This is a genomic window from Nonomuraea cavernae, assembly GCF_014646355.1.
In the GTDB taxonomy this organism is placed as follows: domain Bacteria; phylum Actinomycetota; class Actinomycetes; order Streptosporangiales; family Streptosporangiaceae; genus Nonomuraea; species Nonomuraea cavernae.
The window spans coordinates 227884-240431 of record NZ_BMNH01000009.1 but is presented as its reverse complement, the minus strand read 5'-3'; the positions used below and the strand labels follow the sequence as shown (position 1 = coordinate 240431).

The window sequence follows — 12548 nt, the reverse complement described above, 5'->3', positions numbered from 1 at the left end:
CGGCCCGCACGGCCCGCACGGCCCGCACGGCCCGCACGGCCCGCACGGCCCGCACGGCCCGCACGGCCCGCACGGCCCGCACGGCCCGCACGGCCCGCACGGCACAATGGCCGGCTGTGACCTATGACGCTGTTCTGTGCGACCTCGACGGCGTGCTGCGCCAGTTCGACCACGACGTCCAGGCCGAGATCGAGGCGCGATACGGGCTGCCGCTGATGAAGACCGCCTTCGATCCGGCCCTCCTCCTGCCCGCCACGCTCGGACGGGTGACCGAGCGGGAGTGGGCCGAGTCGATCGCGGTCGCCCTCGGCGGAGACGAGCGGGCCAGGCAGGCGGTGGCGGAGTTCGTCGCGGTGCCGTTCCGGGTCGACGAGGAGGTCAGGCGGCTGCTGGCCAGGGCCCAGGAGCGGATGCCCGTGGTGCTCGTCACCAACGCCATGGACAGCCTGGAGGCGCACCTGGAGTTGCTCGGGCTGACCTACTTCGCCGACGACGTGGTGAGCAGCGCGCGGGTCGGCGTGGCCAAGCCCGACCGGCGCATCTACGAGATCGCCGCCGAGCGGGCCGGGGCCGCTCCTGAGCGCTGTCTGTTCGTCGACGACCGGCCGGCGAACGTCGAGGCCGCCCGCGCCCTTGGCATGACCGGGGTTCACTTCCGCACGGTCGCCGACCTCGCCGCGGCGCTGGCCTGAGCAGGCTCTTCGCTCCGTGCCGAGTAGGCTCTTCGCTCCGTGCGGAGCGGGCCTTTCCCCTGCGCCGTGCTGGGCGGGCCCTTCGCCTGCGCCGTGCTGGGCGGGCCCTTCGCCCCGTGGGGCCGGGCGGGTCCGTCACCCGTGTGCCGCCCGTTTCCGGCGCGGCCCGCGCCGGCCGCGCCGGAAACGTCAGCGGCTCCGGCTGTCAGTACCCGCCGTACGGCGAGGACGAGCTGGGCTTCTTGGTGTGGCTGGGCGAGTGCGACGGAGACGTGGTCGGCGCCGTCACGGTCGAACGCGACCCGGCAGGCCGGATCACACCCAGCACCCCGTGCTTGCCGCCGTCGGAGCCGGCGGAGAACCACAGGGCGTTCTCGCCGCCGTTGGCCGAGGTGCCCGGCTCCAGGTCCCAGAGCCCGGGCAGCGTGATCTTGCGGCCGTCCGCCTTGGTGAGCGCGCCCAGGTGGCGCCCGCGGCGGAAGGCGTGGATGGTGCCGTCGCCGAAGTTGCCGACCAGCAGCGCGCCGGCGTACCGCCCGAAGGACTTCGGCGCGGCCGTCATCGCCCAGGGGGCGTTGAGCCCGGTACGCGCGATCCGGCCGGTCAGGCGGCCGTTGGCGTCGAAGCGGCTGATGAAGCCCTTGCCGGCGCCCGGGACGGACTTGCCGGTCGACGCGTCACGCAGCGCGTAGGCGATCCAGATGTTGCCGTTCACGACAGCCACGTTGAACGGCGAGTAGGTGGACGGGATGGCCCGGTCCCTGAACTGTGAGCGCGACAGCTGAATCCGCCGGAAGTCGGAGTCGAAGGCGTGGATGCGGCCGTGCGCGAAGTCGGCGGCGAGCAGGAAGTCGCCGTCGTCGGTCCGGACCAGCTCCAGACCCTTGTAGTCGGCGCCGCGGGTGAAGGCGGCGATGACGGCGTTCTTCGGGTCGACCTCGGCGTTCCAGCCGGTGATCGCGCCGCTCGGACTGGCGAAGATGAAGGTGGCGGGCTTGCCCTTGACGGTGAAGCCTTCGGTGGGGTTGAAGACCTGGCCGGTCGGGGCGCCGCCGGGGATGTTGACCTCGGTCTGCTCCTTCTTGCCGTTTCCGGAATAGACGGTGGCGCTGCCGCTGCCGGTGCCGGATACCCACAACGTCTTGCCCATGGCCAGCCCCCAGGGGTTGACCAGCTTGGGATCGGTGACGGGAGCCTTGCCCGAGACGTCCGAGACGAGGTTGACGACGTCGAACCTGTTGCGAGGGGTGGCCTGTGCGGGAGTGGCGAGAGTCGCTCCCAGAACGACTCCGACAGCGCAGAGTGTGATGATGCGTAACCGCATCCGTGCCTCCTTGTTAGCGCTTGTGACGCGAGATACGCGGGCGGCCCGGAACGGGTTCAGTGAGGTCCGGAAATATCCGGCTCGGCGTTATTCGCCGCCGATAGGGGAGAGGGAGTGTCATGGATGTTTTGGGGATTGATATCGGTGGTTCCGGGATCAAGGGGGCGCCCGTCGACATCGAGGCCGGCAAGCTCACCCGGGAACGCCTGCGCGTCCCCACCCCGCAGCCGGCCAGGCCCGGTCCGGTCGCCGAGGTGGTGGCGCGGATCGTCGACCACTTCTCCTGGACCGGCCCCGTCGGGGTGACGTTCCCCGGCGTGGTGCGCGACGGGGTGGTCATGACCGCCGCGAACGTTCACCACTCCTGGATCGGGGTCGACGCGGCCGAGACGTTCGGCGTCGCCACCGTGCTGAACGACGCCGACGCGGCGGGCCTGGCCGAGATGACCTTCGGCGAGGGACGCGGCCGGCGGGGCACCGTGCTCATGTTGACGTTCGGCACCGGCATCGGCAGCGCGCTGTTCACCGAGGGCGTCCTGGTGCCCAACACCGAGCTGGGCCACCTCCAGCTGAAGGGCAAGGACGCCGAGCACCGCGCCTCCGACCGAGCCCGCGAAGAGTCCGACCTCAGCTGGGAGAAGTGGGCCGCGCGGGTCGAGGAGTATCTCCGGCACGTGGAGATGCTGTTCTCTCCCTCGCTGATCGTCGTCGGCGGCGGCGTCAGCAGGAAGGCCGGCAAGTGGCTCCCGCACGTGCACCTCGACACGCCGATCGTCCCCGCCCTCCTGCAGAACGAGGCGGGCATCATCGGCGCCGCCCAGATGGCCGCCGCCCCCCGCCCGGCCGCCGCGAGGTAGCTCCGGGGCGCTCGTCCAGGACGCCGCGAAGTGGCTCCCGCGCCCTCGAACGGCGCGCCGCCGGATCCCCGGACGGAAAGGGGCTCCGGCAAGGCAACCGGAACGGCCGCTCAGGAGTCTCACTGGTGACGTGACCGTCCTCGACGACGACTCTGGGGAGAGTGGGCCCGCCGCGGACGGTCACGGCGTTATTGAGGTGCGGGCCTCCGTGGTGATCGGGCAGCATGGGTGGTTGGCTCCGGTCGCGCGGGGCTCAAATATCCTGAAAGCAGTATGGGAACCTCTGCGTTGTCCTCCTCTCACCCTGAGCTCGGCGAGCTGCAGTCACGCCTGCCCGAGCTCATGCCCCGTGACCAGCGCCGGCTCCGGCGCCGCCTCGACGGCGCGCGCCGGGTGCGCTCCCGTGAGGCCCGGGAGAAGATCGCCGCGGAGATCCTCGCCGACGTCGAGCGCGCCGAGCGGCGGCTGACCCGCCGCCGCGAGGCCGTGCCCGAGGTGAGCTACCCCGACAACCTGCCGGTCGCCCAGCGCAAGGACGACATCCTCGCGGCCATCCGCGACCACCAGGTCGTGATCATCGCGGGCGAGACCGGGTCCGGCAAGACCACCCAGATCCCCAAGATCTGCATCGAGCTGGGGCGCGGCGTCAGAGGGCTGATCGGCCACACCCAGCCCCGCCGCATCGCCGCCCGCACGGTCGCCGAGCGCATCGCCGAGGAGCTCGGCACCGACCTCGGCCAGGTCGTCGGCTACAAGGTGCGCTTCACCGACCAGGCGAGCGACCGCACCCTGGTCAAGCTGATGACCGACGGCATCCTGCTCGCCGAGCTGCAGAACGACCGGCTGCTGGAGCAGTACGACACACTGATCATCGATGAGGCCCACGAGCGCAGCCTCAACATCGACTTCATCCTCGGCTACCTCAAGCAACTGCTGCCGAAGCGCCCCGACCTCAAGGTCGTCATCACCAGCGCCACCATCGACCCCGAGCGGTTCTCGCGGCACTTCTCCGACGCTCCGATCATCGAGGTGTCCGGCCGCACCTACCCGGTCGAGGTCCGCTACCGGCCGCTCGACGACGATGACGACCAGACGCAGGGCATCGTCGACGCCTGCCGCGAGCTCGTCACCGAGGGGCCCGGCGACATCCTCGTCTTCCTGAGCGGCGAGCGGGAGATCCGCGACGCCGCCGACGCCCTGGCCAAGGCCGAGTTCCGCAACACCGAGATCCTGCCGCTCTACGCCCGCCTGAGCGCCGCCGAGCAGCACCGCGTGTTCCAGCGCCACACCGGCCGCCGCATCGTGCTGGCCACCAACGTGGCCGAGACGTCGCTGACCGTCCCCGGCATCAAATACGTCGTCGACCCCGGCTACGCCCGCGTCTCCCGCTACAGCCACCGCACCAAGGTGCAGCGGCTGCCCATCGAGGCCATCTCCCAGGCCAGCGCCAACCAGCGCAAGGGCCGCTCCGGCCGCACCTCCGACGGCGTCTGCATCCGGCTCTACGAGGAGGAGGACTTCCTCGCCAGGCCGGAGTTCACCGACCCCGAGATCCTGCGCACCAACCTGGCCTCGGTCATCCTGCAGATGACCTCGATCGGGCTGGGCGACATCGAGGCGTTCCCGTTCGTCGAGCCGCCCGACCGCCGCCAGGTCAGAGACGGCGTCAGCCTGCTGCACGAGCTGGGCGCGTTCGACGCGCAGGGCGACCTCACCGCGGTGGGCCGCAAGCTGGCCGCTCTGCCGGTCGACCCCCGCCTCGGCCGCATGGTGCTGGAGGCGGAGAAGAACGGCTGCCTGCGCGAGGTCATGGTGATCGCCGCCGCGCTGTCGATCCAGGACCCTCGCGAACGCCCGTCCGACAAGCAGCAGCAGGCCGACGAGAAGCACCGCCGCTTCGCCGACCCCGAATCCGACTTCCTGTCCTACGTCAACCTCTGGCACTACCTCCAGGACAAGCAGCGAGAGCTGTCGTCCAGCGCGTTCCGCAGGCTGTGCAAGGCCGAGTTCCTCAACTACCTGCGCGTGCGCGAGTGGCAGGACATCTACAGCCAGCTGCGCCAGTCGCTCGGCGCCCAGCCGGGCAGCCAGGTCGCCGACCCGCGGAGCGTGCACGTCTCGCTGCTGGCCGGGCTGCTGTCACACGTGGGCGTCAAGGACGTCGTCGACAAACAGCGCGCCTCCGACGGCCGCCGCCCGATCCAGGAATACCTCGGCGCCCGCAACGCCCGCTTCGCCGTCTTCCCCGGCTCGGCGCTGGCCAAGAAACAGCCGCAGTGGCTGATGTCGGCCGAGCTGGTGGAGACCTCGCGGCTGTGGGCCCGGGTCAACGCCAAGATCGAGCCCGACTGGGTCGAGCCGCTCGCGCAGCACCTGGTCAAGCGCACCTACTCCGAGCCGCACTGGGAGAAGAACCAGGGCGCGGTGATCGCGCTGGAGAAGGTCACGCTGTACGGCGTGCCGCTCGTGGTCGGGCGCAAGGTCAACTACGGCCGCATCGACCCCGAGCTGTCGCGCGAGCTGTTCATCAGGCACGCGCTCGTCGAAGGCGACTGGGACAGCCACCACACCTTCCTGCGCGCCAACCGCAAGCTGCTCGAAGAGGTCGAGGAGCTCGAGAACCGCGCCCGCCGCCGCGACATCATGGTCGACGACGAGGCCCTGTACGACTTCTACGACCAGCGGGTGCCCGCCGACGTCGTCTCGGCCCGGCACTTCGACTCGTGGTGGAAGAAGGCCCGGGCCACCGAGCCCGACCTGCTGACCTACTCGGCCGAGATGCTGGTCAACGAGGGCGCCGACGTCAGCGCCCGCGACTACCCCGACACCTGGCGGCAGCTCGGCCAGCGGATGAAGCTGACCTACCAGTTCGAGCCCGGCGCCGACGCCGACGGCGTGACCGTGCACGTCCCGCTCCAGGTGCTCAACCAGGTCAACTCCGACGGGTTCGACTGGCAGATCCCCGGCCTGCGCGAGGAGCTGATCACCGCGCTGATCCGGTCGCTGCCCAAGCACCTGCGGCGCAACTTCGTGCCCGCCCCCAACTACGCCAAGCAGGTGCTGGAGGGCGCCCGCCAGGGCGGCGAGCCGCTGCTGGAGGCCGTGGAGCGCGAGCTGCTGCGGCTGACCGGCGTCCGGGTGCCGCGCGAGGCCTGGCAGCTCGACCAGGTGCCCGACCACCTGCGCATCACCTACCGGGTGATCGACGAGCGCCGCCGCACGGTCGCCGAGGACAAGGACCTCGACGCGCTGAAGCGGCGGCTCGCCCCGCGGCTGCGCCAGACGCTCTCGGCGGCGGCCGACGACCTGGAGCAGTCGGGGCTCCACACGTGGAGCTTCGGCACCCTGCCCAAGGTGTTCGAGCAGGGCCGCATGAAGGGCTATCCGGCCCTGGTCGACGACGGCGACTCCGTCTCCATCAAGATCTTCGAGACCGAGCTGGAGCAGCGCCGCTCCCACTGGACCGGCACCCGGCGGCTGCTGTTGCTGGGCGTCACCAACCCGGCCAGGTCGCTGCTCGGCGGTCTGTCCAACCAGGCCAAGCTGGCCCTGTCGCGCAGCCCGCACGGCGGCGCGGTGGCGCTCTTCGACGACGTGGTCGACGCCGCGGTCGACAAGCTGATGCTCGACCGCGGTGGCCCGGCCTGGGACCCTGTCTCCTACGACCGGCTCTACCAGCACGTCCGGGCCGAGCTGCACGCCACCTCGGCCGACGTGCTGGCCCGGGTCGAGCAGATCCTCGGCGTCTGGCACACCGTCGGCGCCGGGCTGGAGCCCGTACGCGCCGGCGCCTCGGCCGGCGACATCCGTGACCAGCTCGCCAAGCTCGTCTACCCGGGTTTCGTCACCGCCACCGGTCACCGGCGGCTGCCCGACCTGCTGCGCTACATCCGGGCCGTCGAACGCCGCCTCACCAAGCTCCCCGAGGAGCCATGGCGCGACGAGGAGTGGATGGACCGCGTGCACAAGGTCGAGGACGACTATCACGACCTGCTGGCCAAGCTGCCCCCCGCGCGGCGCTCCGACCCCGACGTGGTGGAGATCCGCTGGATGATCGAGGAGCTGCGGGTCAGCTTCTTCGCCCAGACCCTCGGCACCCCGACCCCGGTCTCGGAGAAGCGCATCGCCAAGGCGATGGAGAAGCTCACACCTTGAAGACGGATGTGCCCAGCTCGACGTCGATCGGGCTGGGCAACCGCAGCGGCGACCCGACCGGCACCGTGGCCCTCGCCAGATAGGCGCCGTCGCGGGGCTCGCTGTGCACCGTGACCGACGGCGGCTCGGCGAGGAGGTCGATCAGCAGGTAGATCGGCACGCCGCCGGTCGCGTAGAGCGGCGGCTTCTCCACGCGGTCCCGGAGGGCGCTGCCGGCGGAGACCACCTCGGCGACCATGATCAGCCCGGACGACCGCAGCTCACGCTCCCCCCACCTGGGGCAGTCGGGTGGCGCGAGCACGAAGTCGGGCTCGACGGGCTCTCGCGGCCCTTCGACGCAGACATCGACGTTACCCGCGCGCCCCTTCCAACCGTGTTCGTCCATGACCGGAATGAGGACACGGTAGAGCGCCATGGCGCAGTCAGCGTGTTCGGGGGTGCCTACGAGGCTCACGATGAGGTTTCCTTCGATGACGTCGGCCCGGAAGCCGGGGAGTTCGGGGAGTGCGTCGAACAGCTCCCGTGCGGTCTCCGGCAGGCGCTTGTCGTTGGACGGCACCAGCTCGGTGTGGTGCTGCCTGATCGCCCTGACAACCATCGAAACTGTCCCTCCGTACTCGAATGGGTACCCTGAGTATCGCATTCAGCGCCTGCGAGCGGACCCCCTTACGGCGCGAAACGGCCGCCTCGCTGTCAACGAGGCGGCCGTGGATGTGGGGCGGCGTCAGTTGGGTGTGGGCCACCAGGTGGGCAGCGCTTCGCCGTGCGTCTCCGGGATCCGCTCACCCGGCCGCCGGTTCACGCCGCGCTTGATCACCTTCAGCAGGTCGGCGGTGTAGTCGTGCCAGACGTCCTCGTCGGCGGTCGCCGGCAGGTCGTCGAGCTGTCCGTCCTTGGTGTCGCCCTCTCGTGGCATGGAACATCCCCCTTCATGGTCAAGCGACCGATTGGATCCCCGGTCGAGTGATTCAGTACGGATCCGTACAGTGGGGGGACGCATGAGTGGGGGGTTTGATGATCAAGGCAGTGGTGTTCGACGTCGGCGAGACGCTCATCGACGAGACGCGCATCTGGTCGCGCTGGGCCGACCGCCTGGGAGTGAGCAGGTTCGTGATGATGGGAGCGCTCGGCGGGATGGCCGCCCTTGATCGTTCCCACCGCGAGGCGTTCGAGCTGGTCCGGCCCGGTCTCGACATCACCGCCGAGCTGGCGGCCTGGGAGCGCGACGAGCCCGACGGCCTGCGCAACCACTTCGACGCCGACGACCTCTACCCCGACGTCCGCGAGGCGCTGGCCGCGCTGCGCGCGTCCGGGCAGCAGGTGATCATCGCCGGCAACCAGCCCGTCCGGGCCTACGACGCGCTGGTCGCCATGGACCTTCCGGTCGACTCGGTGCACACCTCCGAGGGCTGGGGCGTGTCCAAGCCCGCGGCCGAGTTCTTCGCCAAGGTCGCCGCGATCGCGGGCAGGGAGCCCGCCGAGATCCTCTACGTCGGCGACCGGCTCGACAACGACGTGCTGCCCGCGGCCAGGGCGGGCATGCGGACGGCGCTGCTGCGCCGGGGGCCGTGGGGTCATCTGCACGCCGAACGGCCGCAGGCCAAGGCCGCCGACCTGATCGTCGACGACCTGCCCGCCCTGCTGCCCGCCCTCGCGGGTCTCACCTGATCTCGTCATCGGGTTCGACGTAGATCGCGCGCTCCTCGGCTGAGAGGTCGCCGGAGTCGTCGCCCCAGTCCTGGCCGATCTCGTCCGGCTCCTCGTCGGGGCCCAGCCCCTCGTCGGGCTGGGTGAGCCGGTGTCCCGGCCGCGGCGCCGGCCTTTCCCTGTCGGGCCTCTCCCGCCACAGCCGCTCGTCGAGGGTGTCCTCGTGACGCGGATCGTCACCCTCGATGCGATGCGCCCGGCCGAGGTCGTCGGTCCACTCCTCGACCTCGATCTCCTGCTCGTCCGCCAGGCCGTGTCTGTCCGGAGGCTGTTCGGTCATACCCGTCCTCTTACCCAGGAGCCTGCCGAAAACCTAGGATTTGGTCTCCCCCTGGATCTTCGACGACTCTTCCTTGTCCATCCGGGGCGCGGTCGGGGACGTCACACCAGTTCGAGCGGGCGGTCCCTGCTCACCAGGGCGGCGTAGTGGCCGCCGAGGGCCAGCAGGTCGTCGTGGGTGCCGCGCTCCACGACCCGGCCGTGGTCCAGGACGACGATCTGGCCGGCGTCGCGGATCGTGGACAGGCGGTGCGCGATCGTGATCGTGGTACGGCCCTTCGCCAGCGTGTCCAGTGCCTCCTGTACGGCCCGCTCGGTCTGCGTGTCGAGGGCGCTGGTGGCCTCGTCGAGGACGAGCACCGGCGGGTTGCGCAGGATGGTCCGGGCGATGGCCAGGCGCTGCTTCTCGCCGCCGGAGAAGCGGTAGCCGCGCTCGCCCACCAGCGTGTCGTAGCCGTCGGGCAGCGAGGCGATGTGGTCGTGGATGCGGGCGGCCCGGGCGGCCGCCTCGAGCTCCTCGTCGGTGGCCGAGGGGTCGGCGAAGCGGAGGTTGTCGGCGATGGAGGCGTGGAAGAGGTACGTCTCCTGGGAGACCACGCCGACCGTGCGGGCCAGTGACTCGAAGGTGAGCTCGCGGACGTCGACGCCGTCGATCGTGACCCGGCCGCCCGTGACGTCGTACAGCCGGGGCAGCAGATAGCTGAGCGTGGTCTTGCCCGACCCGGTCTCGCCGACGACCGCCAGGCTGGTGCCGGCCGGGACGGTGATGTCCACGCCGGTGAGCGTGGGCGCGTCGCCGTAGGCGAAGTCGACGTTCTCGTAGCGGACCTCGCCGCGCACGCCGGCCAGCGTGCGCGGGCCGGGGTGGATGTCCACGGGCAGGTCGAGGTACTCGAAGATGCGGCCGAACAGCGCCAGCGAGCTCTGCACCTCGACGCCGAGCCGCAGCAGCGAGACGGTGGGCCTGAACAGGCCCGCCTGCAGCGTGGTGAAGGCCACCAGGGTGCCGACGGAGATGGCGCCGGTGTGGCCGACCGCCCAGTAGATCACCGCGGGCATCGCGGCCATGACGATCTGGATCGACGACTGCCGCCACCGTCCGGCCATGCTGGCGCGGACGCCCAGGTCGGCGAGTTCGTCCGAGGCGGCGGCGAAGCGGCGGGACAGCTCGGGGGAGCGGCCCATCGTGCGGCCGAGCAGGATGCCGCTGATCGACAGCGACTCCTGGACCATGGAGGAGATCACGGCCAGCTTCCGCTGCCGCTCGGAGGTGATCCGCTTGCGCTCGGCGCCGACCTTGCGGCTGATCCACACGAAGACCGGCAGCAGCAGCAGTGAGATGGCGGTCAGCCGCCAGTCGAGCGCGACCATGGCGACGACCGTGGCCAGGACGGTGGTGAGGTTGGAGATGAGGGAGGTGGCGGTGGAGGTGACGACCGCCTGCATGCCGCCGATGTCGTTGGCGATGCGCGACTGCACCTCGCCGGTCCTGGTGCGGGTGAAGAACGCCAGCGACATGCGCTGCAGGTGGCCGTAGACGGCGGTGCGCAGGTCGTGCATGACGCGCTGGCCGACGGTGGTCGACACCAGCGTCTGGATCACGTCGAACACGCTCGTGGTGACCGCGACCAGGATCATGCCCAGCGCGAGCAGCGCGAGCAGGCCGGTGTCGCGCGCCGGGATGGCTGTGTCCAGCACCTCGCGCAGCAGGAACGGCGAGGCCAGCGACACCAGCGACGACAGCAGGATGAGACAGCCGACCACGGCCAGGCGGCCCCGGTAGGCGCGGAAGAGGCGGACGATGCGCCGCAACGGGGCGCGTGGTTCCTCGGCCAAGCAGCCGCTCCTTTCAGATGTTCGCTCTAACAGAGGTTAGCTCATATATGTTCCGCCATTAGGCTTGGCCCATGGACGACGTGGAGCTCTCCGAGCTCATGCACCTGGTCGGCCGCCGGTTGCGGCATGGCTATCTGCATCGGCTGGAGCCGCTCGGCCTGAGCCCCGGTCAGGCGCGGGCGCTGCGCGTGCTCATCGACGCCGACCGGCCCCTGCGGATGGTGCGGCTCGCCGACGAGCTGAGGATCGTGCCGCGCTCCGTCACCCCCGTCGTCGACGCCCTCGAAGCGGCCGGGCTGGTACGCCGGGAGATCGATCCGGCCAACCGGCGCTCGACCCTGCTGGTCGTCACGCCGGAGGGGCACAAGGTCCACGAACGTGCCCGCGAGGCCCGCAGGCAGGCGGGCCAGGAGCTCTTCGCGGTGCTCTCGGCCGAGCAGCGCGACCAGCTCAAGGAGCTGCTGGCCGTCGTGGACGCCCAGTTCGGGCCGGCCCCGGTGCCCGGTCAGGTGGGCGTCACCGGGCGCGAGTCGCGGGGCAGGTAGCGGCCGGACAGCCGGGCCAGCTTGAGGCTGAGGTGCAGGGCCAGCCGCTCACCGCCGTCCTTCAGATCCGTACGGGCCAGCTCCTCCACGCGGCGCAGCCGGTAATACAGAGAGGTGCGGTGCAGCCGCAGCGCCCGCGAGGTGGCGACGGCGCTGCCGGCCAGGTCCAGATAGGTCTCCAGGGTCTCCAGCAGCGGCAGGTGGTGCTCGTCGGCGAGCAGCGGTTCGAGGCCGGGGTGCAGCTCGTACGGCGACAGGTGGGTCAGCATCCGATAGACGCCGAGCCGGCTCCACTCCAGCGAGCGGCCGAGGCCGGGCACCCGGGCGGCGACCTCGGCCGCGTGCCTGGCCTCGGTGTAGGACGCGGCCGCCGCGGTCAGCGCCGGCCGGGGCCGCCCGACCCCCACGGTGACCGGCACGGACATCGCCCCGTGCAGCTCGTCGGGCGAGACGGCGGGCCCGGCGGTGAGCAGCACGGCGTGGTCGTAGCGCACGAGGTGCAGCGGGTGGTGCCCGCTCAGCCGCCGCCGCAGCGCCAGCAGCCCCTGCTCCAGGGCCAGTCTGAGGGCCTCGTCCGGCTCGGGGGCCAGCGGCCTGGCCACGAGTACGGTCACCGGCTGGGCCTGGGGGAAGGCGCCGGCCTCGATCAGCTGGCGGGCCGCGTCGCGCTCGCCGAGCAGGAGCCCCGTCACCGCCTCCAGCTCCCGGTGCGAGGCCAGGCCGATGGCCAGGCTCTCGTGGTAGAGCGCCAGGGCCAGTGCGGGGGCCGCCGCCGCGGCCTCGGCGACCTGCGCGTCCGGCATCGCCGGTTCGGCGTCGATGAACCAGAGGAATCCGAGCAGCCCGGCCTCGTGGCGTACCGGGACGCAGACGCGGGGGAGCAGGCCGAGGTGCGGCGCGCCCGGGGTGCGCAGCGGGAGGGCCGCGCCGTCGATGCCCGCGGCGCGCAGCCACAGGCGCACCTCCGGCGTGGTGTGCCTGCGCAGGATCGAGTCGCGGCGGATGTCGTCCATGGCGCCGCTCTGCTCGCTGTAGGCGATGACCCGTTGCAGGTGGTCCTCGAGCAGCAGCGGCCGGTCGAGGCGCGCCGCGAGCTCGTCCACGGTCCGCTGGAGGTCCGCCACAACTCACCTGGTTATTTCAACAAATGTCG

The 12548-nt window shown here is 71.2% G+C and carries 11 protein-coding genes; 5 read left to right on the top strand and 6 right to left on the bottom strand.

The genetic code is table 11. The annotated features are described in order from the left end of the window. Nucleotides 1-116: 116 nt before the first annotated feature. Nucleotides 117-692, top strand: a complete 576-nt coding sequence (locus IEY82_RS17855) for an HAD family hydrolase (RefSeq protein ID WP_189125251.1) — start codon at nucleotides 117-119, stop codon at nucleotides 690-692. 205 nt (nucleotides 693-897) lie between these two features. Here the strand turns inward: IEY82_RS17855 and IEY82_RS17850 are convergent, their stop codons facing one another. Further along, the gene (locus IEY82_RS17850; RefSeq protein ID WP_189125250.1) at nucleotides 898-2016 is read right to left on the bottom strand and encodes a TIGR03118 family protein; all 1119 of its coding nucleotides are present in this window, start codon (nucleotides 2014-2016) and stop codon (nucleotides 898-900) included. Between the two features lie 119 nt (nucleotides 2017-2135). On the opposite strand from IEY82_RS17850, the gene ppgK reads away from it, so the two are divergent. Together ppgK and hrpA are read left to right on the top strand one after the other, a co-directional pair. Continuing rightward, entirely contained in the window at nucleotides 2136-2873 is a 738-nt protein-coding gene (gene ppgK, locus IEY82_RS17845) for a polyphosphate--glucose phosphotransferase (protein WP_189125249.1), read from the top strand. A gap of 273 nt (nucleotides 2874-3146) precedes the next feature. Beyond that, a complete protein-coding gene (hrpA, locus tag IEY82_RS17840; RefSeq protein WP_189125248.1) occupies nucleotides 3147-7028 on the top strand; it encodes an ATP-dependent RNA helicase HrpA in 3882 nt (1293 codons plus the stop codon). Here hrpA and IEY82_RS17835 read toward each other — a convergent pair. Next, a complete protein-coding gene (locus IEY82_RS17835) occupies nucleotides 7018-7626 on the bottom strand; it encodes a Uma2 family endonuclease (protein WP_189125247.1) in 609 nt (202 codons plus the stop codon). The two genes, hrpA and IEY82_RS17835, sit on opposite strands and share 11 nt — an antisense overlap. Nucleotides 7627-7752: 126 nt before the next feature. Further along, the gene (locus tag IEY82_RS17830; protein ID WP_189125246.1) at nucleotides 7753-7944 is read right to left on the bottom strand and encodes a hypothetical protein; all 192 of its coding nucleotides are present in this window, start codon (nucleotides 7942-7944) and stop codon (nucleotides 7753-7755) included. 98 nt (nucleotides 7945-8042) lie between these two features. On the opposite strand from IEY82_RS17830, the gene IEY82_RS17825 reads away from it, so the two are divergent. Beyond that, on the top strand, nucleotides 8043-8696 hold the full coding sequence (locus IEY82_RS17825; protein ID WP_189125245.1) for an HAD family hydrolase: 654 nt from the start codon (nucleotides 8043-8045) through the stop codon (nucleotides 8694-8696). Here the strand turns inward: IEY82_RS17825 and IEY82_RS17820 are convergent. Continuing rightward, on the bottom strand, nucleotides 8689-9015 hold the full coding sequence (locus tag IEY82_RS17820; RefSeq protein WP_189125244.1) for a DUF5709 domain-containing protein: 327 nt from the start codon (nucleotides 9013-9015) through the stop codon (nucleotides 8689-8691). The genes IEY82_RS17825 and IEY82_RS17820 overlap by 8 nt on opposite strands. A 101-nt stretch (nucleotides 9016-9116) precedes the next feature. Then, entirely contained in the window at nucleotides 9117-10850 is a 1734-nt protein-coding gene (locus IEY82_RS17815) for an ABC transporter ATP-binding protein (protein ID WP_225263277.1), read from the bottom strand. A 71-nt stretch (nucleotides 10851-10921) separates the two neighbouring features. Here IEY82_RS17815 and IEY82_RS17810 point away from each other — a divergent pair, with 71 nt between their 5' ends. Next, nucleotides 10922-11395, top strand: a complete 474-nt coding sequence (locus IEY82_RS17810; RefSeq protein WP_189125243.1) for a MarR family winged helix-turn-helix transcriptional regulator — start codon at nucleotides 10922-10924, stop codon at nucleotides 11393-11395. On the opposite strand, the gene IEY82_RS17805 is transcribed toward IEY82_RS17810, so the two are convergent. Beyond that, a complete protein-coding gene (locus IEY82_RS17805) occupies nucleotides 11356-12519 on the bottom strand; it encodes a PucR family transcriptional regulator (protein WP_189125242.1) in 1164 nt (387 codons plus the stop codon). The two genes, IEY82_RS17810 and IEY82_RS17805, sit on opposite strands and share 40 nt — an antisense overlap. Between the last annotated feature and the right edge of the window lie 29 nt (nucleotides 12520-12548).